This window comes from Streptomyces sp. PA03-3a, from assembly GCF_033792735.1.
Taxonomy (GTDB): domain Bacteria; phylum Actinomycetota; class Actinomycetes; order Streptomycetales; family Streptomycetaceae; genus Actinacidiphila.
The window spans coordinates 68,167-93,489 of the sequence record NZ_JARAVM010000021.1 but is presented as its reverse complement, the minus strand read 5'-3'; the positions used below and the strand labels follow the sequence as shown (position 1 = coordinate 93,489).

21 protein-coding genes are annotated in these 25,323 nt (G+C 71.4%); 10 read left to right on the top strand and 11 right to left on the bottom strand.

Annotated elements, in window-relative coordinates:
* Nucleotides 1-97: 97 nt before the first annotated feature.
* Complete coding sequence (glpK, locus tag PV342_RS24680; protein ID WP_400801989.1) at nt 98-1,612, top strand: glycerol kinase GlpK; 1,515 nt, start codon at nt 98-100, stop codon at nt 1,610-1,612.
* On the opposite strand, the gene PV342_RS24675 is transcribed toward glpK, so the two are convergent.
* The 4 genes from PV342_RS24675 to glnA2 form a co-directional block, all read right to left on the bottom strand.
* Nucleotides 1,590-2,480, bottom strand: coding sequence for a PhzF family phenazine biosynthesis isomerase (locus tag PV342_RS24675; RefSeq protein ID WP_400801991.1), 891 nt, complete (start codon nt 2,478-2,480; stop codon nt 1,590-1,592). The two genes, glpK and PV342_RS24675, sit on opposite strands and share 23 nt — an antisense overlap.
* A 225-nt stretch (nt 2,481-2,705) precedes the next feature.
* Complete coding sequence (locus PV342_RS24670) at nt 2,706-3,083, bottom strand: hypothetical protein (protein ID WP_400801993.1); 378 nt, start codon at nt 3,081-3,083, stop codon at nt 2,706-2,708.
* Nucleotides 3,084-5,406: 2,323 nt separating this feature from the next.
* Complete coding sequence (locus tag PV342_RS24665) at nt 5,407-5,820, bottom strand: SCO4402 family protein (protein WP_400801995.1); 414 nt, start codon at nt 5,818-5,820, stop codon at nt 5,407-5,409.
* Between the two features lie 162 nt (nt 5,821-5,982).
* The gene (gene glnA2 / locus PV342_RS24660; protein ID WP_018556946.1) at nt 5,983-7,344 is read right to left on the bottom strand and encodes a gamma-glutamylpolyamine synthetase GlnA2; all 1,362 of its coding nucleotides are present in this window, start codon (nt 7,342-7,344) and stop codon (nt 5,983-5,985) included.
* 269 nt (nt 7,345-7,613) lie between these two features.
* On the opposite strand from glnA2, the gene PV342_RS24655 reads away from it, so the two are divergent.
* Nucleotides 7,614-9,371, top strand: a complete 1,758-nt coding sequence (locus PV342_RS24655; protein WP_386988955.1) for an NAD+ synthase — start codon at nt 7,614-7,616, stop codon at nt 9,369-9,371.
* A gap of 685 nt (nt 9,372-10,056) precedes the next feature.
* Here PV342_RS24655 and PV342_RS24650 read toward each other — a convergent pair.
* The 4 genes from PV342_RS24650 to PV342_RS24635 form a co-directional block, all read right to left on the bottom strand.
* Nucleotides 10,057-11,286, bottom strand: a complete 1,230-nt coding sequence (locus PV342_RS24650; protein WP_400801998.1) for an MFS transporter — start codon at nt 11,284-11,286, stop codon at nt 10,057-10,059.
* A gap of 94 nt (nt 11,287-11,380) precedes the next feature.
* On the bottom strand, nt 11,381-12,301 hold the full coding sequence (locus tag PV342_RS24645) for an endonuclease/exonuclease/phosphatase family protein (protein WP_392604812.1): 921 nt from the start codon (nt 12,299-12,301) through the stop codon (nt 11,381-11,383).
* 268 nt (nt 12,302-12,569) lie between these two features.
* Nucleotides 12,570-13,214, bottom strand: a complete 645-nt coding sequence (locus PV342_RS24640) for a TetR/AcrR family transcriptional regulator (protein WP_400802000.1) — start codon at nt 13,212-13,214, stop codon at nt 12,570-12,572.
* Complete coding sequence (locus PV342_RS24635; RefSeq protein ID WP_400802002.1) at nt 13,211-14,815, bottom strand: MFS transporter; 1,605 nt, start codon at nt 14,813-14,815, stop codon at nt 13,211-13,213. Before PV342_RS24635 ends, PV342_RS24640 begins: the two co-directional genes overlap by 4 nt.
* Nucleotides 14,816-14,984: 169 nt before the next feature.
* Here PV342_RS24635 and panB point away from each other — a divergent pair, with 169 nt between their 5' ends.
* From panB to PV342_RS24600, 7 genes are all read left to right on the top strand, one after another.
* Nucleotides 14,985-15,866 (top strand): 3-methyl-2-oxobutanoate hydroxymethyltransferase, encoded by an 882-nt coding sequence (panB, locus tag PV342_RS24630; RefSeq protein WP_018556940.1) that lies wholly within the window; start codon nt 14,985-14,987, stop codon nt 15,864-15,866.
* 217 nt (nt 15,867-16,083) lie between these two features.
* Entirely contained in the window at nt 16,084-16,614 is a 531-nt protein-coding gene (locus PV342_RS24625) for a hypothetical protein (RefSeq protein WP_391577293.1), read from the top strand.
* Nucleotides 16,614-17,207 (top strand): sigma-70 family RNA polymerase sigma factor, encoded by a 594-nt coding sequence (locus PV342_RS24620; protein ID WP_089221762.1) that lies wholly within the window; start codon nt 16,614-16,616, stop codon nt 17,205-17,207. The genes PV342_RS24625 and PV342_RS24620 overlap by 1 nt, the downstream gene beginning before the upstream one ends.
* Nucleotides 17,204-17,914: an anti-sigma factor family protein gene (locus PV342_RS24615; RefSeq protein WP_354795057.1), complete on the top strand. Its 711-nt coding sequence runs from the start codon at nt 17,204-17,206 to the stop codon at nt 17,912-17,914. Before PV342_RS24620 ends, PV342_RS24615 begins: the two co-directional genes overlap by 4 nt.
* Nucleotides 17,915-18,052: 138 nt before the next feature.
* The gene (locus PV342_RS24610; protein WP_329188249.1) at nt 18,053-19,033 is read left to right on the top strand and encodes an ATP-binding cassette domain-containing protein; all 981 of its coding nucleotides are present in this window, start codon (nt 18,053-18,055) and stop codon (nt 19,031-19,033) included.
* Nucleotides 19,030-19,851 (top strand): ABC transporter permease, encoded by an 822-nt coding sequence (locus PV342_RS24605; RefSeq protein ID WP_500318697.1) that lies wholly within the window; start codon nt 19,030-19,032, stop codon nt 19,849-19,851. The genes PV342_RS24610 and PV342_RS24605 overlap by 4 nt, the downstream gene beginning before the upstream one ends.
* A gap of 10 nt (nt 19,852-19,861) precedes the next feature.
* Nucleotides 19,862-20,917, top strand: coding sequence for a PHP domain-containing protein (locus tag PV342_RS24600; protein WP_360998888.1), 1,056 nt, complete (start codon nt 19,862-19,864; stop codon nt 20,915-20,917).
* Here the strand turns inward: PV342_RS24600 and PV342_RS24595 are convergent.
* From PV342_RS24595 to ligD, 3 genes are all read right to left on the bottom strand, one after another.
* Complete coding sequence (locus tag PV342_RS24595) at nt 20,908-22,458, bottom strand: M48 family metallopeptidase (RefSeq protein ID WP_500318696.1); 1,551 nt, start codon at nt 22,456-22,458, stop codon at nt 20,908-20,910. The two genes, PV342_RS24600 and PV342_RS24595, sit on opposite strands and share 10 nt — an antisense overlap.
* Before the next feature lie 130 nt (nt 22,459-22,588).
* Nucleotides 22,589-23,464, bottom strand: a complete 876-nt coding sequence (locus PV342_RS24590) for an ATP-dependent DNA ligase (RefSeq protein ID WP_500318695.1) — start codon at nt 23,462-23,464, stop codon at nt 22,589-22,591.
* 13 nt (nt 23,465-23,477) lie between these two features.
* Nucleotides 23,478-24,377, bottom strand: coding sequence for a non-homologous end-joining DNA ligase (gene ligD / locus PV342_RS24585; protein ID WP_500318694.1), 900 nt, complete (start codon nt 24,375-24,377; stop codon nt 23,478-23,480).
* Between the two features lie 41 nt (nt 24,378-24,418).
* On the opposite strand from ligD, the gene ku reads away from it, so the two are divergent.
* A complete protein-coding gene (gene ku / locus PV342_RS24580; RefSeq protein WP_449707194.1) occupies nt 24,419-25,318 on the top strand; it encodes a non-homologous end joining protein Ku in 900 nt (299 codons plus the stop codon).
* Nucleotides 25,319-25,323: the final 5 nt, after the last annotated feature.

The window sequence follows — 25,323 nt, the reverse complement described above, 5'->3', positions numbered from 1 at the left end:
ACGAGGAACACGAGGAACACGAGGGCACCGCGAACGCGAGGAAAACAGCGGAAGACATAGGAAAGCATGGGAAAGCATCGGAAAGCAGGCCCCGATCATGGTTGAACGGTATGTGATGTCCATCGACCAGGGCACCACCTCCACCCGATGCATCCTCTTCGACCACCGGGGCCGCCTGGTGTCGGTCGCCCAGCGCGAGCACCAGCAGCACTTCCCCCGGCCCGGCTGGGTCGAGCACGACGCCCTGGAGATCTGGCGGAACCTGGAGCGCATCGTGCCGCAGGCGCTGTCCTCCGCCGAGATCGCGGCGGACGAGGTCGCCGCGATCGGGATCGCCAACCAACGCGAGACGACGGTGCTGTGGGACCCGAGCACGGGCGTACCGCTGGGCCGGGCCATCGTCTGGCAGGACACCCGTACCGCGCCGCTCGTCGAGCGGCTGCGCAAGGACCCCGGCGACGACTTCTTCCTGGACCGCTGCTGCCTGCCGCCCTCCACCTACTTCTCCGCGCCGCGGATCCGCTGGCTCTTCGACGAGGTGCCAGGGCTGGAGCAGCGCGCCCGCGACGGGGAACTGCTCTTCGGGACGATGGAGACCTGGCTGATCTGGAATCTCACGGGCGGGGTCGACGGCGGCCTGCACATCACCGACGCCACCAACGCCAGCCGCACCATGCTGATGAACATCCGCTCGCTGACCTGGGACCAGGACCTGCTGGACTTCTTCGGCGTCCCCCGCGTGATGCTCCCCGAGATCCACGCCTCCGCCGAGAACTACGGCGCGGCCCGGACCATTCTGCCCGGGGTCCGCATCACCGCCGCCCTCGGGGACCAGCAGGCGGCTCTCTTCGGCCAGACCTGCTTCTCCCCCGGCGACGCGAAGTGCACCTACGGGACCGGCAGCTTCCTGCTGCTCAACACCGGTTCCACGATGATCAGGTCACGGCACGGGCTGCTCTCCACGGTCGCGTACAAGATCGACGACCAGCCGGCGGTCTACGCCCTGGAGGGCTCGATCGCCGTCACCGGCTCGCTGGTGCAGTGGTTCCGCGACCGCCTCGGCCTGATCAGCAGCGCCCCGGAGATCGAGACCCTCGCCCTGACCGTCGAGGACAACGGCGGCTGCTACATCGTGCCCGCCTTCTCCGGGCTCTTCGCCCCGCACTGGCGCAGCGACGCCCGCGGCGTGATCGTCGGCCTCACCTCGTACATCACCAAGGGGCACCTGGCCCGGGCCGTCCTGGAGGCCACCGGCTGGCAGACCCGCGAGGTCGTCGACGCCATGAACGCCGACTCCTCGATCGGCCTGAAGGAGCTCAAGGTCGACGGCGGTATGACCGCCGACAACCTGCTGATGCAGTTCATCGCCGACGTCCTCGACGTCCCCGTGGTCCGCCCGATGGTCGCCGAGACGGTGTCCCTGGGCGCCGCCTACGCCGCCGGCCTGGCCTCCGGCTACTGGCCGGACCTGAGGGTGCTGCGGAACAACTGGCACCGCGCCGGGCAGTGGCTGCCCGACATGGACCCCGGGCGGCGCGAGGCCGAGTACGAGAACTGGCAGCGCGCCGTCGAGCGCTCCATCGGCTGGATCAGGCAGCCCGGGGCCCCGTGACCGGGGGCGTGACCAGGGCCACCGCCCGGCCGGTCACCCGCACCCGCGGGTCCCCCGGGTCGACGCCCACCAGCAGCTCGCTCGGGCGGCCCATGTCCTCGCCCTGCCGCACCGCCACCCGGCCCGGTTCCGTCACCAGGCCCAGCTCCCGCAGGTAGCCGCCGAACGCCGCCGCGGCCGCGCCGGTCGCCGGATCCTCGACGACCCCGCCCACCGGGAAGGGGTCGCGGGCGTGGAAGCGGTCCGGGGCCTCCCGCCAGACCAGGTGCACCGTGGTCCACCCGTGGCGGCGCATGACGTCGGCGAGGGCCTCGAAGTCGTACGCGAGGTCCGCCAGCCGGGCCCGGGCGGCGGCGGCGAGCACCAGGTGGTGGACCCCTCCGAACGCCACGTGCGGCGGCAGCGCGGGGTCCAGCTCGCCGCGCTCCCAACCCAGCGCGGCGAGCGCCGCGTCCAGCTCGGCGTCCTCAGCGGGGCGGGACCGGGTCGGCACGCTGGTGAGCGTGGCGTGCAGCGCCCCCTCGCCGTCGGCCGCGGTCAGCACGGGGATCTCCCCCGCCGGGGTGTCGAAGACCAGCTCACCGGGCCCGATGCGCTCCGCCAGCGCGACGGCGGTCGCGACGGTCGCGTGACCGCAGAAGTCGACCTCGGCGAGCGGACTGAAGTAGCGCAGGGCGAACCGTCGGCGGTCGGGGTCCGCTTCCGTGACGAACGCCGTCTCGGAGTAGCCGACTTCGGCGGCGAGGGCGAGCATGCGCGGCTCGTCGAGGCCCGAGGCGTCGAGGACGACGCCCGCCGGATTGCCCCCGGCGGGCTCGGAGCTGAAGGCGGTGTAGCGCAGGACGTCGGTACCGGTTCCGGATGTCATGCCGTCCACGCTGCCACAACAGGGGCCGTCGACCGGCTCGATCCCAGGCACCAATGTGACGCCCCGGCGACCTGGACGAGGCCCGCCACGTGGCGAGCCTCCTTCATGCCGATCTGGGTACCGAGCTCGAGCGCTACGCCGAAGCGCTCGAAGCCCACGGGATCTCCCGACCCTTCCGATCCGTAGCCAGAGCCGGATCGACGCACGACGTTCGGTTGGGTCACTTCACAGACCGTCGGGGTCGCCACCAGCCGCGTCGGTTGCTGCACTTCCCTGCCGCTTTGCGCGCGTCGCTGCCGTGTTCCGGGCATGAGCCTCGCGCCGCAGCCGTCGCTCATAATCAGCGATCTGCTGAGACATGGGTATGCCGGTCCCCTTCTGAACGAACCGCTCGTTCTCCCGATCCACCAAGAAGGGAGCGTTCCCGCCAAGGCTCGGCCGCGTGCCGGCGGGGCGTCCGATGTCCCGTCGCGCGCACCAGTAGAACACCCAGCCGAACGAGACGGATTCAACCCTGGAGATCGCAAGGTCCATGCCGATCGCTTCTGCGTGCCGTGCGAGCTCGGCCAAAACGACTTCTCTGGCTTCGTCTTCAGTCAGCATCTGCCCAGCGTCCCAGAACGCGGGTGCGGGTATGTCTCTTCGTCCCGAAGCAATGCGAGCGACCGTGCGACCTGCGGCCGAACCGCCCGCGACCTGCGCGGACCATCCGCGAGCGTCCGTGGTTGTGCGCCCCGGTCCGGGGGCCGTTGCAACGCAGTCAGACACCCAGTGGGACGACTTGGGATTCCTGCTCCTCCACTGTCGGCGCTTCGCCCTGGACAGCTCAAGCCCTGAGCCTGGGAATCACCGCGCCTTGGGCTTGGGTTCGCCCCAGCAGCGGTCGTTGACCGTGGTTTGCCGCCCTCTCGGGCACAGAACGGGCACGGCGACCTTCTGATTCAAAACTCTACCGAGAGTCGCTGCTTCGCTGCTGTACCGCGCGGTGGGCCTCGGAAGGATGATCGTTCAGTCTGATCTGATCTTGTGTACCGTCCACGTTCCCGATACGACCGCACGGAGGGGGCGATTTACGATGCTCGGCTTGCTGGGGGATTTGTTGGGCGGATGGCTGGGAGGGCTGGCCGGGGATCGCATCCTCAAGAAGCGGGGCGAGCGGCTGGCCAAGGACGGGAAGGTCGAGTGCGGCCTCCGCGTCTTGTCAGGGAGTCATCCCCGGGTGCCAGCCGGAATGTGGATGCACAGTACCGCTCAGCTGTCACCGGCGCTTATCCGTATGGGTGGAATCGTCGTCCGGATCACGGAGCTCGATGCAACGGACCCGAGGCGACCCAAGGGCAGGGAAGTCTGGTCGGTGAGTCCTCATACAGCCATCGTGCGCGTAGTCGCTTCGACGGGGGCAGTTCTTGAATGGGCGGTGCCGGCCGCACGGTTGGCGTGGGCCTTGGAGCGGGTGCGCGTGGCGACCTGAGAGCCTACGCGGGTTCACACTTCGCGTGCGTCTACACGCATCTCATGCCGAGCAGCGAGGGACGGACACGCCGGGCCGTCGACAGGCTCTATGAGGCCTCGGACATCGCACCCGACGGCCCAGAGCCGGCCCGGCGACGGTGCTCAACTACAGTCCGACACCCGCTTTAGAGTTCGTTCTCGACTACTTGTGTGTTGCCGCGTCCCCACTCCAAGGGGCTCAAGGCAGTCCACCTGTTACCGCTACGGTCCCCATGCGTACGGCTCTGTCGCCGTCATCTTCTGCCGTCAGGATCCGAGGGTGCTGGGTCACGGACGGGGGGCAGTAGGGCGGAGTTGACAGTTTCTTGTACGGCTCGCTTCCGGGAACCGAAGTACCTCTTCGGCTGGCGACTCAGCTTGGCGACCGCCATCGCGACCCACTCGGGATCGCCCATGCGTGCGGTCTTGCGGGATTCGGCGATGTGGCTCAGGAAGTCCCATAGCACCGCTATGTCATGTCGGCGGTACTTGCGGGTGTGGTGAGTGAACTCAGCGCTCCAGGATTCGTACGGGTGGCGCAGGGTGCCACCAACACTCGCGGGCTGCCCCAGTCCGGGGGAAAATGATGCCCTAGCAGGCTCAGAACTGCTGCAGTCCGCCGCAATCTCTTGGAATGCGAGGACCGCGGGGGTTCGACTGACAGGTTCCATTCCAGGATCCGGCCCCACGGGATGACACGCTGCTCAGCCCCGTTGACCCAATGAACCAGCCCCTCAGGGCTGAACCGCAGGTGATCACGAGCTGGATCGCCGATGATCCATCCACCGTTGAAGAACTCAAGCGGCCCCAGCTGATCAGCCACCGTGTGCGTATCCTCCCGATCGTGGGGCCGGAGCAGCACCTTCACCTGGGAGCATACGGCGATCTCGACAGGGAGCGGGTGGCGGGCCCTGGGCGAGAGTCGAGCCTGATTCAGACGGTCCGGTCCCGGATGCGCCGAGACCTGAGGGTTCCTTGGGCCGGCCAGGGGCGTCAGTCCGTTATCGCGGGATCATCGTCACGACTCCGGCGAGCAGGAACAGCGCCCGTACTGGGCACTGCGCCCCGTGCTCGTGCTCACCTACTCCCTGCGGGCGGATCTCGGCGAGAACCCGGCGAAACATGGTCGGGGGGCCTGCAGTGGCGCTCTGGAACTGCACGAGACCATCGATGACACGCTGACCATCCGGAGCCGACCGGGACACGGATCATCGACCCCAGGGACATGCCCCTACCAGGGCCATGGGAGAACAGGGAGATCACGGCCGAACGCGCCACACTCGCGGTGCTACGCGCCTCAACGACCAGGGAAGCCGCTGTGGCAGAAGTCCGCTCCTTGTCCACCGATCACGCGCACGCTCTGAGGGCGGTCATCCCGGACTTCCTCCGGGCAGGTGCCTGGACCGGCTGAGGCACCTTCCACAGCTCTTGACAATTACTCCTGCTGAGACCGTTCCTCATGCAGCACAACCGCGGCCTGGAGATCGTTGGTCACCATCACCTGAGCCAGCTTGGCCGCGATCGTGATCACCGGAGCCCAGTCCGGACTATCCAGATATTCCTGGTCCGGTGCCATGTGGCCGACTTGGTCCTGCACGAGGGAGTAAGCCTCGCCCAGTTCCCTCATGAGCGTGACTTCCTCCTCCGTGCGCAGGCTCCTGCCCAGCCATGGGGCGGGGTCGTCCGCGTCGCAGAAGTCGTCGAAGAGCACGTGGATCACGTAGTCCAGATCTTCGAGCTCCTCCGGCCGCAGCCACACATCGCGCTGCCACGACGGGCTCGCGAGCGCCAGAACCGCCGGCACAACGTGGAGTCGGGAGACTGGGAACTCAATGCCGTGGTCAGTCACGTCGCGAGCGTAGTGACGTGCTGTACGCCGGGCCGTCGTCACATCTATGAGGCCGCAGGCGCCGCGCCGGACGGCCCAGGGCGAATGAGACGACGCCGGGCCGACAGCATCGCGCTGCCGGCCCGGATCGCGTCGTACCGGGAAGACCCCGCCGGCCCGCGACTACAGGTTCGGGAGGTTCTTGCGGAGCTCGAACGCCGTGACCTCGGAGCGGTACTCCTCCCACTCCTGCTTCTTGTTGCGCAGGAAGAAGTCGAAGACATGCTCCCCGAGCGTCTCGGCGACCAGCTCGCTGCGCTCCATGAGGGAGATGGCCTCGCCCAGGTTCTGCGGAAGCGGCTGGATGCCGAGCGCGCGGCGCTCGCCGTCGGAGAGGGCCCAGACGTCGTCGTCGGCGCCGGGCGGGAGCTCGTAGCCCTCCTCGATGCCCTTCAGGCCCGCCGCCAGGAGGACGGCGTAGGCGAGGTAGGGGTTGGCGCCCGAGTCGAGGGAGCGGACCTCGACGCGGGTGGAGCCGGTCTTGCCGGGCTTGTACATCGGGACGCGGATGAGCGCGGACCGGTTGTTGTGGCCCCAGCAGATGTACGAGGGCGCTTCGCCGCCGGCGCCCGCGGTGCGGTTGGCGCCGCCCCAGATGCGCTTGTACGAGTTGACCCACTGGTTGGTGACCGCGGAGATCTCGTCCGCGTGCCGGAGCAGGCCCGCGATGAAGGAGCGGCCGACCTTCGACAGCCGGTACTCGGCGCCCGACTCGTGGAAGGCGTTGCGGTCGCCCTCGAAGAGGGAGAGGTGGGTGTGCATGCCGGAGCCGGGATACTGGCTGAAGGGCTTGGGCATGAACGTGGCGTTCACGCCCTGCTCCAGCGCCACCTGCTTCATGACCAGCCGGAAGGTCATGATGTTGTCGGCGGTGGACAGCGCGTCCGCGTACCGCAGGTCGATCTCCTGCTGGCCGGGGGCGCCCTCGTGGTGGGAGAACTCCACCGAGATGCCCATCGACTCCAGCATCGTGATGGCCTGGCGGCGGAAGTCCTGGCCGACGTTCTGCGGGGTGTGGTCGAAGTAGCCGGAGTTGTCGGCGGGCACCGGCACGGTGCCGTCCAGCGGCAGGTTCTTGAGCAGGAAGAACTCGATCTCGGGGTGCGTGTAGAAGGTGAACCCGAGGTCGGAGGCCTTGGCCAGGGACCGCTTGAGGACGAAGCGGGGGTCGGCGTACGACGGGGAGCCGTCCGGCATGAGGATGTCGCAGAACATCCGGGCCGTGCCGGGGGCCTCCGCGCGCCACGGCAGGATCTGGAAGGTCCCGGGGTCCGGCTTGGCGATCATGTCCGACTCGTACACCCGGGCGAAGCCCTCGATCGCGGACCCGTCGAAGCCGATGCCCTCGTCGAAGGCCTGCTCCAGTTCGGCCGGCGCCACGGCGACCGACTTGAGGTAACCCAGCACGTCGGTGAACCACAGCCGCACAAATCGGATGTCGCGCTCCTCGAGGGTGCGGAGCACGAACTCCTGCTGCTTATCCATAGCTATCCAACCTCACAGGTCATGGGGCCTGTTGTCCGTGCCGGCTCGAGCGAGGGCCAGACCAGTATCGCGCCGCGGGATTACCGGACTGTTTCGGCGGCGGCCGGTACCGCCGGACACCCCTCGCCACCATTGTGATGCACCCTTGCGATCTTGACACAGGGGGACGACCCCGGAAAGGCCCGTCCGCCACGGCCAGGGGGCCGAGTGCGCGACCCCACAGGCGCCGCCCACGACATCGCGTCGATTTGACGATTACACTGGGCGGCGTGCCTCAACTTCGCCTCGCCCTGAATCAGATCGACTCCACCGTCGGCGACCTCGCCGGGAACGCGGAGTCGGTAGTGCGCTGGACCCGGCACGCGGCCGAACAGGGAGCCCACCTCGTGGCCTTCCCGGAGATGGCGCTGACCGGGTACCCCGTGGAGGACCTCGCGCTGCGCTCCTCCTTCGTCGAAGCCAGCCGTGCCGCCCTGGAGGCGCTCGCCGAGCGCCTGGCGGCCGAGGGCTTCGGGGAGCTGCCCGTGGTCGTCGGCTACCTCGACCGCAGTGAGAAGGCCCAGCCCCGCTACGGCCAGCCCGCCGGCTCGCCGCGCAACGCGGCGGCCGTGCTGCACGGCGGGAGGGTCGTACTCAAGTTCGCCAAGCACCACCTGCCGAACTACGGCGTCTTCGACGAGTTCCGCTACTTCGTGCCCGGCGACACCCTCCCGGTGATCCGGGTGCACGGGGTCGACGTCGCTCTCGCCATCTGCGAGGACCTGTGGCAGGACGGCGGCCGCGTGCCCGCCGCCCGCACCGCCGGCGCCGGGCTGCTGCTCTCCGTCAACGCCTCCCCGTACGAGGTCGCCAAGGACGACACCCGCCTCGACCTGGTGCGCAAGCGCGCCCAGGAGGCCGGCTGCACCCTCGCCTACCTCGCCATGATCGGCGGACAGGACGAGCTCGTCTTCGACGGCGACTCGATCGTCGTCTCCGAGGACGGCGAGGTGATCGCCCGGGCCCCGCAGTTCGAGGAGGGCTGCGTGCTGGTCGACCTCGACCTGCCCGCCGCGGACACCACCAAGGTGCCGGGCGGCATCGCCGACGACGGCCTGGAGATCGAGCACGTCACCCTCTCCGCCGAGCCGCTCCCCGCGTACGAGCCCGAGGTGCACGGCGGCGAGGCCCCGCGGCTGGGCGACGACGAGGAGGTCTACACCGCGCTGGTCGTCGGCCTGCGGGCCTACGTCGCCAAGAACGGCTTCCGCTCCGTGCTGATCGGCCTCTCCGGCGGCATCGACTCCGCCCTCGTCGCGGCCATCGCCTGCGACGCCGTCGGGGCGGCCAACGTGTACGGCGTCTCCATGCCCTCGCGGTACTCCTCCGACCACTCCAAGGACGACGCCGCCGAGCTGGCCCGGCGCACCGGCCTGAACTTCCGCACCGTGCCGATCGGCCCGATGTTCGACGCCTACATGGGCTCCCTGGGGCTGACCGGGCTGGCTGAGGAGAACCTCCAGTCCCGGCTGCGCGGCACGACGCTGATGGCCATCTCCAACCAGGAGGGGCACATCGTCCTCGCCCCGGGCAACAAGAGCGAGCTGGCGGTCGGCTACTCCACGCTGTACGGCGACTCGGTCGGCGCGTACGGGCCCATCAAGGACGTCTACAAGACGACCGTCTTCCGCCTCGCGCAGTGGCGCAACCAGGCCGCGGCGGAGCGGGGCCAGACCCCGCCGATCCCGGAGAACTCCATCTCCAAACCCCCGAGCGCGGAGCTGCGTCCCGGCCAGGTCGACACGGACTCCCTGCCGGACTACGACGTCCTGGACCGGGTGCTGGCGATGTACGTCGACCAGGACAAGGGGCGCGAGGCGATCGTCGCCGCCGGGTTCGACGGGGAGCTGGTGGCGAAGGTGCTGCGGATGGTGGACACGGCGGAGTACAAGCGGAGGCAGTACCCGCCGGGGACGAAGATCTCGGCCAAGGGGTTCGGGAAGGACCGCAGGCTCCCCATCACGAACCGCTGGCGCGAGCACGCGTGACGCCGCGCTGGCGGTCCGGGTGGCGTCCGGGCGCTTCGCGGTCTGGGGCGCCCGCCGCTCGGGCCGGGTTCGCCCCGGCGCCGGGGCGGCGCGGGGGCGATGATGCCCGATGTCCTGCTCTCCCGCCGTCTCGCGCCCTTCGGGCACACAGATGCCGGCTGCGGATGGGAGGGTGGGGCCCGGCCTCCGTCGGCTGCGGTGGCGGGTGGCTTGGGGTCAGGGGCCGGAGCGGGGCCGGTTGTTCGTAGGGTCGGGGTCTCGTCGCCGTCCGCGGGTGCAGCCGGCCGGTGACCACGCCCACCTTCGTGGGTGGCGAGCCCGCCGTGACCGGCGTCCGCGGGGTGAGTCCCCCGACATCGGGCCCGCTTCCGACGTCCATACCGTCGAAAACGAGCACGATCGCCCTCCCGCCCCCGGCAGCACCCCGAAGCACCCGCAGTCGCGGGCTACGGCGGGCGCGCCCACCACCCTCGGATGGCGTGGAAGCGGCCGTCTGTACCCGCGGACGGCAACGAGACCCACGCCACCGGAAAGGCACCCCGCTCCGGCGCCTGAACCCCGGCCACCCACCCAACCGCACACGCCGACGGAGGCCGGGCCCCACCCTCCCGTCCGCAGCCGGCCGGTTTGCGCCCGAAGGGCGCGGGACGGCGGGACAGCCGGCGACGGCGGACGCTCCCCGCCGTCAGCCCACCCGCTCCGCGGGCCGCACCACGGCGTCGGAAGCGACGACGACCCGGGACGAGGACGACGCCGCCCCGGAACCCTTCGCCGCGCGCCGTTCCCACAGCCCGCCGGCCGTGGCGATCCCCACCCCGACGACCGCCAGCCCCGCGCCCGCCACCGCCGGGGCGGTGTAGCCGAGGCCCTGCGCGAGCACGACTCCACCGAGCCAGGCACCGCCCGCGTTGGCCAGGTTGAAGGCGGCCTGGTTCGCGGCGGAGGCCAGCGCCGGGGCGTGCCGGGCCTTCTCCATGACGAGCATCATCATGGGCGACCCCGCGGCGAACGCCGCGATCCCGAGCAGGACGACCGTGAGCGCCGCGCTCCAGCGGGCGTGCAGGGTGACCGTGAACAGCAGCAGGACGACCGCGAGCGCGCCGAGCCCGCCGAGGAGGGCGGGCCGCAGGGCGCGGTCGGCGAGGCGGCCGCCGAGCAGGTTGCCGATCGTCGCGCCGACGCCGAAGAGGGCGAGGACCAGGGTGACGCTGCCGTCCCCGAAGCCGGCGACCTCCGTGAGCATGGGCGTGACGTAGCTGTAGACCGCGAAGACCGCGGCGAAGCCGAAGATCGTGGTGGCCAGCGTCAGCCAGACCTGCCCGCTGCGGAAGGCCGACAGCTCCCGGCGCAGTCCGCCGCCCGGGGCGAGTGGGATGCGGGGGACGAGCAGGGCGATGCCGGCGATGGCGACGAGGCCGATGACGCCGACGGTGAGGAAGGTGGCGCGCCACCCGAGGTGCTGGCCGAGGAGGGTGGCGGCGGGGACGCCCACGATGTTCGCGATGGTGAGGCCGGCGATCATCAGGGAGACCGCACGGGCCTTGCGCGCGGGGTCGACCATGCTCGCGGCGACGACGGCGCCGACGCCGAAGAAGGCGCCGTGCGGGAGTCCGGACAGCACGCGGCCGGCGAGCAGCCAGCCGAAGCCGGGGGCGAGTGCGGAGAGGGTGTTGCCGACGGTGAACAGGGCCATGAGGGAGAGCAGCAGGGCCTTGCGCGGCATCCGCGTGGTGATCGCGGCGAGGAGGGGGGCGCCTATGACGACGCCGAGGGCGTAGCCGGAGACGAGGTAACCGGCGGTCGGAATGGAGGTGTGCAGGTCGTCCGCGACGTCGGGCAGCAGGCCCATCATCACGAACTCCGTCGTACCGATGCCGAATGCGCTGATCGCCAGTGCGAGCAGGGCGAGAGGCATGACAGGCCTTTCCGGGGCAGGGTTGCGAGCAACTATAAGTTTAACTGCGGAACAAAGTCTGCCCGGCCCGTTCTTCCCGTGGGCGAAGAACTCGTTACGGGAGTGCTACCTTCGCGGCCACCGGCCGGTGGTCGCTGCCCGTCGCGGGCAGGACCCACGAGTCGGTCGGCTCCGCGCCCCTGACGAGGATCTGGTCGATGCGGGCGGTCGGGAAGCCGGCCGGCCAGCTGAAACCGAAGCCGTCGCCCGCGGCGCCCTGCGTGGAGCGCATCTGGGAGGTGATGTTGGCGAGCGCGCGGTCGTTCATCGTGCCGTTGAGGTCGCCCATGAGGATCACGTCGGGCACCTTCTCGTCCGCCACGGCCTCGCCGAGCGCGTCGGCGCTGCGGTCGCGCTCGCCGGCGGTGAAGCCCGCGTTGAACTTGACCCGCACCGAGGGCAGATGGGCCACGTACACCGCGACCTTCCCGTGCGGGGTGGTGGCGGTGGCGCGCAGGGCGCGGACCCAGCCGAGCCGGATGTCCACCGGCCGCACCTGGCTGAGCGGGTACCGGCTCCACAGGCCGACGGTGCCCAGCCTGGCGTGGTACGGGTAGCGGGCCTTCAGGCCCGACTCGTAGACGGCGGCCTTCCCGGCGGGGATCTCCTCCAGCGCGACGAGGTCGGCCCCGGAGCCGACGAGGGCCTGGGCGGTGCGGGCGGGGTCGGGGTTGTCGGCGTTGACGTTGTGCGTCACCACGGTGAGGTCGCCGCCGTCGCTGTGCTTGTCCGTGAGGAGCCCGCCGAAGAAGTGCAGCCACACCACGGCCGGCAGCAGGACGGCGATCAGCGCGGTGGCCGAGCGCCGCAGCAGGCCGACCGCCAGCAGCACCGGGAGCACGAGCCCGAGCCACGGCAGGAAGGTCTCCAGCAGGCTGCCCAGGTTGCCAACCCGGTTGGGCACCGCTCCGTGAAAGGCCATCACCACGGTGATGGCGACGGCCAGTACGGCCGTGACGATCCCCCGCCGCCACATGCCGTCGCCGAACGCCCAGTACCGCCGGAAGCGCCCGAAACGTCCGTTCGCACCCGAACCCTGCGGCTTGTCACCGCTGTCGGTGGTCACGTCCGCGTCGTACGCCTGAGCCATGGGGAGAGTCCTCACTGTCTTGCCAGGTGCTCAGTCGACCATAGGGGATCGACGCCCGGAGGACGGGACTCGCCGGGCGACGGGTTCCCCACCGGGCCGCGTACGGGGCGCCCTGTGACAGAACCAGGACATTCCCCCCTGTTCCCTGACGCGTTCAGTTCCCGGCGCGGACACCCTGCAGCACCGCGTCGACGATCAGCTCGGACAGCCCCTCCGGCAGCGCCGCGTCGGGGCGCAGCATCGAGCGGGACAGCATGGGGCCGAGGAAGAGGTCGCCGAGGAGTTCCGGGTCGATGTCCGCGCGGAGTTCGCCGCTGCGGACGCCGCGCCGCAGGACCTCGCCGACCTGCGCGCGCCGGGCCGCGATGACGGTGTCGTGGTAGGCGGCCCACAGTTCCGGCTCGTTCTGGGCCTGGGCGATGACGTTGCGCAGCAGGGCGGAGGAACGCTTGACCAGGGCTCTGCGCCGTATGAACTCGACGCAGGTGACCAGGTCGTCACGGACCGAGCGGCCGGCGAGCCGCGGCGTCTGCTCGTCGACGGACTTCATGACGTCCAGCATCAGCGCGTTCTTGCCCGCCCAGCGCCGGTAGACGGTGGCCTTGCCGACCCCGGCGGCGCGGGCGATGCGCTCCATCGACAGTTCCGCCATCGTCGCGCCCTCCTCCAGCAGGCTGAGGACGGCCTCGATGATCGCGGTGTCGGCGGCGGCGCTGCGCGGGCGGCCGCGTGCGACGCGCGGGGAGGGGCCGGGCGGCGTCCCGTCGCACGGTTCCGTCTCCGCACGGGTGTCGGTCACCGCTCCGCCCCCACCGGGCTGGCCTCGCGTTCCTCCCCGCCCGCGGGGCGCGCCCCGGAGGTCCTGCCGGGCAGGAAGAACAGGACGACGAGCATGCCGAGCAGCGCGACACCGCTCGCGACGTAGGCGGTGACGTGCATGGCGTCGAGGAAGGCGTCCGTGGCCGGGGCGATCAGCGCCTTGCCCGCGGGGCCCATGCCCTCGGCCACGGCGCGCGTGGCCTCGATGGACTCGCCGGCCTGGTGCTGCACCCCGGCGGGGAGGCCCGTCAGATGGTCCGCGATGCCGTCACGGTAGACCGTCGACATCAGCGAGCCGAGGACCGCAACGCCGAGTGCGCCGCCGACCTGCCGGAAGGTGTTGTTGACGGCGGAGCCGGAGCCGGCCTTCTCGCGCGGCAGGGAGGACATGATGGCGACGGTCGCGGGCGGCATCACGTGGGCCATGGCGGTGCCCATCAGGAAGAACAGCACCTCCAGCAGCCAGATCGGGCTGTCGGCGTCGAGGAGACGGAAGCCGAGGAAGCTGAGCGCTATGAGCGCGAGCCCCGTGGCGCACGTGGCGCGGGCGCCGACGCGGTCGACGACCAGCCGGGCGCGGGGGGCGAAGACGAGCTGGGCGAGGGCGAGCGGGAGCAGCAGGAGACCGGACTCCAGGGCGGTGTAGCCGCGCACGCTCTGGGTGTAGAAGACCATGAAGAAGGTCACGCCCATGAGCGCGAAGAAGACCAGGCCGATCGCGGAGACCGAGGCGGAGAAGGTCGGGTTGCGGAAGTAGGAGACGTCGAACGCGGGGTGGCTGCTGCGGGCCTCGTGCCAGACGAAGGCGCCGAGCACCGCGAGGCCGCCGACGACGGGCGCCAGGGCCGTGGGGGCGGTGAAGTCCGCGAGCTGGCCGCCCTTGATGATTCCGTACACCAGCAGCACCAGGCCGACGATGGAGAGCATCACACCGATGGGGTCGAGCCGTCCCGGCCGCGGGTCGCGCGAGTCGGGGACGAGGAGCACCATCGCGACGAGGGCGACGGCGATGATCGGCACGTTCACCAGGAAGACCGAGCCCCACCAGAAGTGCTCGAGGAGCAGGCCGCCGGTGACCGGGCCGATGGCTATCGCGAGGCCCACGGCACCGGTCCATATGCCGATCGCCTTGGGCTGCTCCTCCCGCTCGAAGACGTTGATGATGATGGCGAGCGTGGCGGGCATCACGAAGGCGCCGCCGAAGCCCATGACCGCGCGGAAGGCGATCAGCTCGCCGGAGGAGCCGGCGAAGGCCGACAGCACCGAGCCGACGCCGAAGACGGCCATGCCGAAGAGCAGCACCTTCTTGCGGCCGAGGCGGTCGCCGAGCAGGCCCGCGGTGAACAGCAGGCCGGCGAAGACCAGCGTGTAGGAGTTGATCGCCCACTCCAGCTGGCTCTGGGTGGCGCCCAGGCCTGTCGGGGCGGGCTCGGCGATCGTCTTCATCGCGACGTTGAGGATCGAGTTGTCCAGGACCACCACGAGGAGGCTGAACAGCAGGACGGTCAGGATCCCCCAGCGGCGGCGGTGGACCGCCTCCGGGACTCCGGGGCTCGGCGGCTGCGCTGTGTCGACGGGCATGCGGCCAAGGTAGACCCGATTTCCGATACGGGACCGTTTCGTATTGTAAAACCTCGGCAAAAGGGGGAGCGGCGGCCGCCCCCTTTGCGCGAACGGCGGCGCGTGTCAGCATGGAAGCGGTCCGGGGACGCCGTGAGGGCGCCTCGAGATGACACAAGGAGCCGTTGCAATGACGCATGCCGTTCCGGCTGCCCAGACGCCCGCCCAGCCCGCTCCCGACAGCAGCAAGGCGCTGTACGGCGGCAAGGGGACACGGCGGATCACCGTCCGGGACATCGCCGCCGCCAAGGAGCGCGGCGAGAAGTGGCCCATGCTCACCGCCTACGACGCCATGACCGCCTCCGTCTTCGACGAGGCCGGCATCCCCGTGCTGCTGGTCGGCGACTCGATGGGCAACTGTCACCTCGGCTACGAGAGCACCGTCCCGGTCACGCTGGACGAGATGACGATGCTGTCCGCCGCCGTCGTGCGCGGCACCAAGCGCGCGATGGTCATCGGCGACCTGCCGTTCGGCTCGTACCAGGAGGGTCCGACGCAGGCGCTGCGCAGCGCGACCCGGCTGGTCAAGGAGGCCGGGGTCGGCGCCGTGAAGCTGGAGGGCGGCGAGCGCTCCGCCCAGCAGATCGAGCTGCTGGTCCAGGCCGGCATCCCCGTGATGGCCCACATCGGCCTCACCCCGCAGTCGGTCAACGCCTTCGGCGGCTACCCGGTCCAGGGCCGCGGCGAGGAGGCCGCCCAGCAGCTGCTGCGCGACGCGAAGGCCGTGCAGAACGCGGGCGCCTTCGCCGTCGTGCTGGAGCTGGTCCCCGCCGAGCTGGCCGCGGAGGTCACCCGCATCCTGCACATCCCGACGGTCGGCATCGGAGCGGGCGTGGAGTGCGACGCCCAGGTGCTGGTCTGGACGGACTTCGCGGGAATGACCGGCGGCCGGGTGCCGCGCTTCGTCAAGCAGTACGCGGCGCTGCGCGAGACCCTCGGCGGTGCCGCGAAGGCCTTCGCCGAGGACGTCGTGGGCGGCGCCTACCCGGCCCCGGAGCACAGCTTCCACTGATCTCCCGACGACCTGTCGCGGCGCCACGCGCGACTTCCCCCTGAGGCGGTGCGACCCACCGCCGGCTTCCGCCCCGGGCACCCCCTCCCCGGGGCGGAAGTTTTTTCTGAGGACGTTGAGTACACCGCCCCTCGCCTCCGTATGAGTTGGCAACCGCCCACCAGGGGCGGAGCACCGACGAGACACTGCCGGGGGCCTTGGCATGAACGTTCCGAAGTTGCGCCGGTCAGTGGGGGCGGGGGCATTCGCCTCCGCCGCGCTGATCGTCGCCACCGCCTGCAACGCGGGCGTCGACCATGCCAGTCCCCCGGTGGGCGCGATCCAGGCGTCGCAGCCCGCACCCGCACCCGGCCTCCGGACCGTCGACAACGCCCAGCTCGGCAAGCTGGTCACCGACGAGAAGGGCTGGGTGCTGTACCGCTTCGAGCAGGACAAGCCCAACCCGCCGACCTCGACCTGCACCGGCGAGTGCGCGACCCAGTGGCAGCCGGCCGCCGCGGTCTCGGACACCCAGGTGCAGGGCGTGGACCAGAACCTGGTGGGCAGCGTGAAGCGCCCCGACGGCACGATGCAGCTCACGCTCAACGGAATGCCGCTCTACCACTTCGCGGGCGACAAGAACCCGGGCGACACCAAGGGCCAGGGCGCGAACCGCACCTGGTACGCGGCCACCCCGGACGGCGAGAAGGCCGGGGCGCCCGCGCAGCCGAAGAGCGCCTCCACCGAGAACGGGTCAGACGGGTACTGATGGGACAGCAGGCATTGAGAGGACTCGACCCCCAGCGATCAGTAGGGCAGGATGCGCTCGTGGCCGACCATCGCTCAGGTGGGGTCCCCGAAGAGGACCTCATGCGGGCGCTCTACCGCGAACACGCGGGTGCGCTCTTCGCCTACGTTCTTCGGCTGGTCGGCGGTGACCGCTACCTGGCCGAGGACGTCGTGCAGGAGACCCTGCTGCGCGCGTGGAAGAGCGCGTCCCGGCTCGACCCGGGCGCCCGTTCCCTGCGGCCCTGGTTGGTGACGGTCGCCCGGCGGATCGTGATCGACGGCCACCGCAGCCGTCAGGCACGGCCCCCGGAGGCCTCGCCGGCCGCCCTCGACCAGCTCCCGGCCGAGGACGAACTCGAACGCTCCCTGAGGCTGATGACGATCTCCGACGCACTGGATGATCTCACCGAGGCCCACCGCCAGGTGCTGATCGAAACGTACTTCAAGGGCCGGACGGTCAACGAGGCCGCGGCGGCGCTGGGGGTACCGCCCGGCACCGTGCGCTCCCGCGTCTTCTACGCCCTCCGCTCCCTGAAAATCGCTCTTGAGGAAAGGGGTGTGACCACCTCGTGACGGTCTACGGTTACGGCTCCGGGGCAGGTACCCCCCACGACCCGCATGTCGACGTCGGGGCCTACGTCCTCGGCGTGCTCGACGACGCCGACATGGCGCGCTTCGAGCAGCACCTCGCCATCTGCCACCAGTGCGGGCAGCAGCTCGACGAGTTGAGCGGCCTCGTGCCGGTGCTCGCCGAACTCGCCCCCGCCGGCGCCGGCGCACCCGTCCCGCCCAGCGGCGACAAGGTGCTCGGGCGTCTGCTCGGCAAGGTCTCCGACGAGCGCAAGACCCGCGCCCGGCGCAGGATGTTCGCACTCGCCGCCTCCGTGGCGCTGATCGTGGCGGCCCCCACCGTCGCGGTGCTGGCCTCCGGCGGCTCGGACGACGTGCAGGCCAGGGTGTACGCGGAGCAGTTCAAGGGCACCGACAACTCCACGGGCGTCAAGGCGACGGTCGGTATCAACGAGAAGAAGTGGGGCAGCGAGGTCGGCCTCACCCTCGCCGGGGTCCAGGGCCCGCTGACCTGCCGCCTGGTCGTCGTCGGAAAGGACGGCTCCCAGCAGACGGTCGGCACCTGGAGTGTCCCGACGGCCGGCTACGGCACCTCCGACCAGCCCAACCCGCTCACGCTGGACGGGTCGGCGGGGATGCAGCCGGACGACATCTCCCGCTTCGACGTCGTCACGTCCCAGGGGCAGCGGCTGGTGTCGGTCACCACCTGAGCCCTGCGGGACCGGTGCCGGGAGGGGGGACGCGGTTCGCGTCCCCCCTCCGGCGTTCGCCGAGGTGTCGGCACCATGTCGGTGGGGCTGTCAGCGATATGTCGGCGCCGTGTCGGCGACACACGCGACCGTGGCGTCATGACACAACGAGATGCCAAGAGCGCGGACACCGCCGTCAGGGTGCGGGGGCTCGTGAAGCGCTACGGGGAGACGAAGGCCCTCGACGGGGTGGACCTGGACGTGCGGCAGGGGACCGTGCTCGGCGTACTGGGGCCGAACGGCGCCGGGAAGACGACGCTGGTGCGGATCCTGTCCACGCTGATCCGGCCGGACGCCGGCACGGCGACGGTGGCCGGGTACGACGTGGTGGCGCAGCCCCGGCAACTGCGCCGGGTGATCGGGCTGACCGGGCAGTACGCCTCGGTCGACGAGTCGCTGTCGGGCCGCGAGAACCTCTACATGATCGGCCGGCTGCTGGACCTGTCCCGGCGGGACGCCCGCGGAAGGGCGGACGAGTTGCTGGAGCGGTTCTCGCTGACGGACGCCGCCCGCAAGCCGGCCAAGGAGTACTCGGGAGGCATGCGCCGGCGCCTGGACCTGGCGGCGTCGATGATCGGGCGCCCGGCGGTGCTGTACCTGGACGAGCCCACCACCGGTCTGGACCCCCGCACCCGCAACGAGGTGTGGGACGAGGTGCAGAACATGGTCGCGGACGGCACGACCGTGCTGCTGACCACGCAGTACATGGAGGAGGCCGAGAAGCTCGCGCACGAGCTGACGGTCATCGACCGCGGCCGGGTGATCGCCGGGGGCCGGGTCGAGGAGCTGAAGGCGAAGGTCGGCGGCCGGACGCTGCAGGTGCGGCCGGTGGACCCCGGGGTGCTCGACGCGATGGCGGCGGCGCTCGGCAAGGGCGCGCAGGCCGTCGCGGACCACGCGGGCGGCGTGCTCAACGTGCCGATCCTCAGCGACGAGCAGCTGACGGAGACCGTGGCCGCGCTCGGCGCACAGGGCTTCGCCATCGCCGGTATCGACACCCATCTGCCCAGCCTGGACGAGGTGTTCCTGGCCGTCACGCGCGGCAGCGGCACCCAGGAGCGAGAGGAGCTCGCGGCATGACCGCCGTCACCGTCCCCGTGGGGGACACCAGGGCCGCGACCGCCGATCCGCGGATCGGGCTGCGCGCCAACCTCCGGCACATCGGCGCCCTCGTGCGGCGCAACGTCCTGCAGATCCGGCAGGACCCGGAGTCGATGTTCGACGCGCTGCTGATGCCGATCGTGTTCACGCTGCTGTTCGTGTACGTCTTCGGCGGCGCGCTCGAGGGCAGCCAGGAGAAGTACGTCAACTACATGGTGCCCGGCCTGATGGCCATGATGGGCATGAACATCGCCATGGCGGTCGGCACGGGCGTCAACTCGGACTTCAAGACCGGGGTGATGGACCGGTTCAGGACGATGCCGATCGCCCGTTCCTCCGTGCTGATCGCGAAGATCGTGGTGGAGATCGGCCGGGCGCTGGTCGCCACGGTGATCCTCCTCCTGATGGGCTTCATCCTCGGACTGCACGTGGACAACGGGGTGTTCGGGCTGCTGGGCGCGGTGGTGCTGTCGCTCGCCTTCGGGGCCTCGCTGATGTGGGTCTTCATCCTCCTGGGTCTGGTCGCCCGGACCCCCCAGTCCGTCCAGGGACTCGCCATGATCGTCGTCCTGCCGCTGCAGTTCGGGAGCTCGATCTTCGCCAAGCCCACGACCATGCCGGGCTGGCTGGAGGCCTTCACCCGCTACAACCCGCTGTCCAACCTCGCGGACGCCTCCCGCAACCTGATCAACGGCGGCGCCGTCGCGCACTCGGCGATGATGACGGTGATGTGGGCCGTGGGCATCACGGTGATCAGCGCGCCGCTGGCGGTGGCGAGGTTCCGCAACAAGACCTGATCCTGGAGGCATGGACCCCGTAGCGGCGCTGGACCGGATCGCCTTCCTCCTGGAGCGGGACGGTGCGCCGACCTACCGGGTCCGTGCCTTCCGCGGTGCGTCCGCCGCGGTCGCCGCGATGCCGCCGGAGGAACTCCGGCGGCGCGCGGAACGGGCGGGCGGCCTGGAGGAGGTCAAGGGGCTCGGCCCGAAGACCGCCGCCGTCGTCCGGGAGGCGCTGGCGGGCGAGCGGCCCGCCTACCTCACCCGGCTGGCGGAGGGTGCCGCGGACGCGGTCCCCCGGCCGGAGGGCGGCGCGGGGCTGCGGATGCGGGCCGCGCTGCGCGGCGACTGCCATCTGCACTCCGACTGGTCCGACGGCGGCAGCCCGATCGAGACGATGGCCCGCACCGCGATGGAGCTGGGCCACGAGTGGGCGGCGCTCACCGACCACTCCCCCCGCCTGACCGTCGCCCGGGGGCTGACCGCCGAGCGGCTGCGCGCCCAGCTGGAGGTGGTGGCCGAGGTGGGCGAACGCCTGCCGCCGTCCTTCCGGCTGCTCACCGGCATCGAGTGCGACATCCTCGCCGACGGCGCCCTCGACCAGAACGCGGAGCTGCTGGACCGGCTGGACGTCGTCGTCGCCTCCGTCCACTCCAAACTGCGGATGGACCGGGACGAGATGACCCGGCGGATGATCTCCGCGATCAGCAACCCCCTGGTGGACGTGCTCGGCCACTGCACGGGCCGGCTGGTGTCGGGCAAGCTCCGCCCGGAGTCGGAGTTCGACGCGGACCTGGTCTTCGCCGCCTGCGAGCGCTTCGGGGTGGCCGTGGAGATCAACAGCCGCCCCGACCGCCTCGACCCGCCGCGCCGGCTGCTGCGCAGGGCCGTGGAGGCCGGGGTGCTCTTCAGCATCGACAGCGACGCCCACGCCCCCGGCCAGCTGGACTGGCAGATCCACGGCTGCGCGCGCGCCGAGGAGTGCGGAGTCCCCCCTGAGCGGGTCGTCAACACCTGGGACGTGGAGACCCTGCTGCGCTGGACCCGCACCCGCCGGGTGCCCGCGGCGGCCGCTCAGAGCTGAGCCGGTGCCCGGTCCGCGGGCAGCCCGAGGAGGTCGCGCAGGCCCGAGGTGTCGGGTTCGGCTCCCTCCCCGGGGGACACGGCGGCGTCCATGGCCCGGTCCAGGGCGGCGTGCACTCCCTCGTCGAACTCCAGGTGCCTGCCGCGTTCCCAGTCCAGCTCCCAGCGGGCCCGGCCGTCCTCGACCAGGGCCGCCAGCGCCAGGGAGTACAGCGCGTCCGCGGCGTCGGCGCGGGCGCGGACCCGCAGGGAGTCGTCGAGGAGCATGTGTCCGCCGTGGCCGGGGCGCGGCATGCAGTCGACCACCTCCGCCCACCGCCCGGCGTCGACGGCGTCCAGCAGCATCGCGAGGTCCGCGGGCCCGCGCAGGACCGCGCGGCCGGCCCTGAGCACCGGTGTCGCCTCGGTGCCGAGCTCCGCCGTCCCCACCTCGGCGGCCAGGTCCCGCCACGGCAGCTGCCGCAGCTCCGCGGCCCCGGGGAGCGCCAGTACGGTGCCGGCGCCTGTTCCCGCGAGGTCCCTGACGAGTCCGGTTCCGGCCGGCGACGGATCGCCGGGGAACGTCCCGGGATCGTCGGCGGGCAACGCCTCGATCGCCGCGACGCGCTCGCGCATCGGGGGGTGGGAGTCGTAGGGCGAGGTCCTCTCCCGGGGCGGGTCGGCGATCAGCCGCCGCTCCTCCTCCTGCCAGGTGCCGCTGTCCAGGAAGGCGCGGAAGCCGGAGTGGACCTCCCGGGCCGGGGGCAGCAGGCCGAGCGCGGTGCCGATGCCGGCGTACTCCCGCATGTAGCGGGTGTGCGCGGCGTCGAGCAGGGGGATACGGCGCAGGGCGGCGGCGGTGGTGTCCCGTCCGGCGATCCCCGCGGCGGCGCGGTCCGCGGCGAGTTCCCCGAGACGGGCCTGGGCCTGCGTCGTCCGCAGGCAGAAGCGGGCGTAGCCGGCGAACATCGAGCCCATCGCGTGGCCGATGCCGTTGCCGTCCTCGGCGTACCGCTCCAGGACCCGCATCAGTCCGGCGCGGTTGCGGGCCGCCAGTCCGGACAGCAGGGTGTCGCGCCGGGCGAAGTGGCCGAGTTCATGGGCGATGACCGCATCGATCTGACGCTCGGTCAGTCCGGTGAGGTACGGGATGCCCAGCATCATCCGCCGGGGCCCGGGGATCAGCCCGAGCACCCAGGAACTCTGCCAGACCGCGGCCACGGGCTCCGCCACGAGCCAGAGCTCGGCGGGGGCCGGGGTCTGCATGGCCTCGGCCACCCGGCGCACGCGCGCCCACAGCTCCGGCTGCTCCTGCGCGCTCACCCGTATCCCGTCCGGCCGCCGGCGGTTGAAGCCGCGGACGGAGGCGAACAGGCCCGACACCAGCGGTGAGGCGAAGGCGACGCTGATGCCCAGGAACAGGAAGGTCACATAGCCCTGCCGCAGTGCGACGCCGGTGAGGACGACGTCGAGGGCCACGATCGCGGCGAGCAGGCCGACGGCCATGACATAGAAGCCGATCAGGAGTACGAGCAGCCGGACGGCCTGGAGGTACGCGCGCATGGCGGAAGGGGTCTCCTCGGAACCTGGGAGTCGCGCGCGACGGGCCGGGCGGCGACGCGTCATGCTATTGCGGCGCCGACCCGCTGCTCAACGGCCTTTCCGGGGCGGGGTGGTGAACTCCTCCCCCCGGTCACACCTCGGGCCGCAGGCGGAGCACCGTCGTGAGGGCGTGGCGCCCCTCGCCCTGGAGGACCTCGACGGGGAGGGGGGCGGGCAGTGGACGGTAGGGGGTGCCGTCGTCGAGGGCCGCGGCGGCCGGGGCCTGCGGAGGGGCGAGGAGCGCGGCGAGCTGGGTGCGGAGGGGGGCGTCCAGGGGCGCGGAGGCGAAGGGGCCGTCGCCTAGGTCGAGGACGAGGGCGCGGGGGGCGCGGGGGGTGCCGGTGAAGCCGATGGCCTCGGCGTCCTGCGGGACGGCGTGGCGGAGTTTGAGCCAGTCGCGGCGGTCGGGGCGGTAGCGCTGGCCGCGACCCTTGACGACGAGGCCCTCGATGCCAGCCGGGGCGAGCGAGGTGTACCACCCGACGGCCTCGTCGCGGTCGGTCGTCATGGGTACGGCCTGCAGCGGCGGCCCGAGCGGCGCCAGCAGGGCGACGAGGGCGGCCCGGCGTTCGTCGTACGGGCGGCCGCGCAGGTCGGTACCGGCCGCCGCGAGCAGGTCGAATGCCGCGTAGTTGGCGGGGAGGACGGGGCCGCGGCGGGAGCCGCGCAGCGCGCGGCGCTGGAGGGCCCCGAAGTCGATGCGGCCGTCCCGCCAGATGACGACCTCGCCGTCGAGGACGACCCCCGGCGGCAGCGCCCCGGCGGCCTCGGCGATCTCAGGGAAGGTCGCGGTCACGAGCCGGCCGGAGCGGGTCTGCAGACGCACGGGGCCGGTGAGCACGACCATGCGGTGGCCGTCGAACTTGGGCTCGTAGGCGCACCCGCCGGGAAGGGCGTCGGCCGCGGGGACGGTGTCCACGCGGCGGGCCAGGGCGACACGGACGGGGAGCGGGAGGGGATCGGTCACCGGGGGGCGCCCGTCACGGCAGGGTGCCGCGTCCGGCGGGGTCGTCGAGGGCGGCCAGCAGGTCGCCGTGGTCGGCGGCGCGCCGCAGGACCTCCTCGGGGGTGAAGACGAGGTCCTCCGCCGCCCGGCAGGAGGCGACCTCGTCCCAGGTGACGGGGGTCGCGACGCCGGGGCGGTCGCGCAGCCGCAGGGTGTAGGGGCAGGCGGTGGTCTTCGCGGAGGCGTTCTGGGACCAGTCGATGAAGATCTTCCCGGCGCGCAGGCTGCGGGTCATGGAGAACACGACGAGGCCGGGGTGCTCGTCGCGCATACGGGCGGCGAGGGCCTTGGCGTAGCCGGTGGCGGCGGCCTCGGTTGCGGGCCGCAGCGGCGCGTACAGGTGGAGCCCCTTGCTGCCGGAGGTGACGGGAAAGGCGGTGAGCCCGTCGTCCTCCATCATCTGCCGCAGGCGTTCGGCGACCCGGCAGCACAGGACGAGGCCGGCGCCCTCGCCGGGGTCGAGGTCGAGGACGAGCCGGTCGTGGGCGTCACGGCCGCCGGCCACGGTCCACTGCGGGACGTGGACCTCCCAGGCGCCGAGGTTGGCCATGCTGACCAGGGCGGGGGTGGAGTCGACGACGATGTGCGGCTCGTCGGCCTCCCCGGCGGTGGTCACCCATTCGGGCGTGCCGGCGGGCGGGCGTTTGGCGAACCACCGCTGGGCGTGCGGGCCCTCGGGGGCGCGGACGAAGGAGGCGAGACGCCCGGCGGCGTGCGGCACCAGCACCGGGGCGATGCTCGCGTAGTACTGCAGCAGCTGTGCCTTGGTGTGGCCGGTGACCGGGAAGACGACCTTGTCCAGGTGGGTGAGGACCACTCGGCGGCCGTCCACCTCGACCGTCTGCCGGTCGGGCGAGGCTGACGGGGCGGGCATAGTCTGGAAAGTCCCCGGAAAGGGACGAAAGTATGCGATCCATGTGGAAAGGTGCGATCGGCTTCGGGCTGGTCTCCATTCCCGTCAAGCTCTACGCGGCCACCGAGGAGCACGGCGTCTCCCTGCACCAGGTGCACGCCGAGGACGGCGGCCGCATCCGCATGAAGCGGTTCTGCGAGAAGGAGGGCAAGGAGGTCCCCTACGCGGAGATCGCCAAGGGGTACGAGGACGAGTCCGGCCGCACGGTGGTGCTCACCGACGAGGACCTGGCCGACCTCCCCCTGCCCAGCAAGAAGCTGATCGACGTGCTCGCCTTCGTCGACGCCGGCGACATCGACCCGCTGTCGCTGTCCCGTGCCTACTACGTCGGCGCCGAGACCGCCGCGGCCAAACCGTACGTCCTGCTCCGCGAGGCCCTGAGCAGCAGCGGCAAGGCCGCCGTCACCAAGATCGCGCTGCGCACCCGCGAGTCGCTGGCGCTGCTGCGCGTCCACGAGGACGTACTGGTCCTGCACACCATGTACTGGCCCGACGAGGTCCGTGCCGCGGAGGGGCTGGCGCCGCCGGAGAAGGTCACCGTGCGGCCGCAGGAGCTGAAGATGGCGCGGAGCCTGATGGACACCCTTTCCGAGGACTTCGATCTGGAGTCGATGCACGACGAGTACCAGCACGCGATGGACGAGCTGGTCGCCGCCCGGCTGGAGGGCGAACCCGTCCCCGAGATGGCCGAGGTCACCGCCGCCCCCGACAACGTGGTGGACCTGATGGCCGCGCTCCAGGCCAGCATCGACGCCCGCGGCGGGGAGAAGGCCGGCGCGAAGAAGACCGCCTCCGGCAAGGCCCCGGCGAAGAAGACGGCCGCGAAGAAGGCGCCGGCGAAGAAGACGGCCGCCAAGAAGACCGCGGCGAAGAAGGCGGCGCCCCGCAAGAAGGCCGGCTGAGGGAA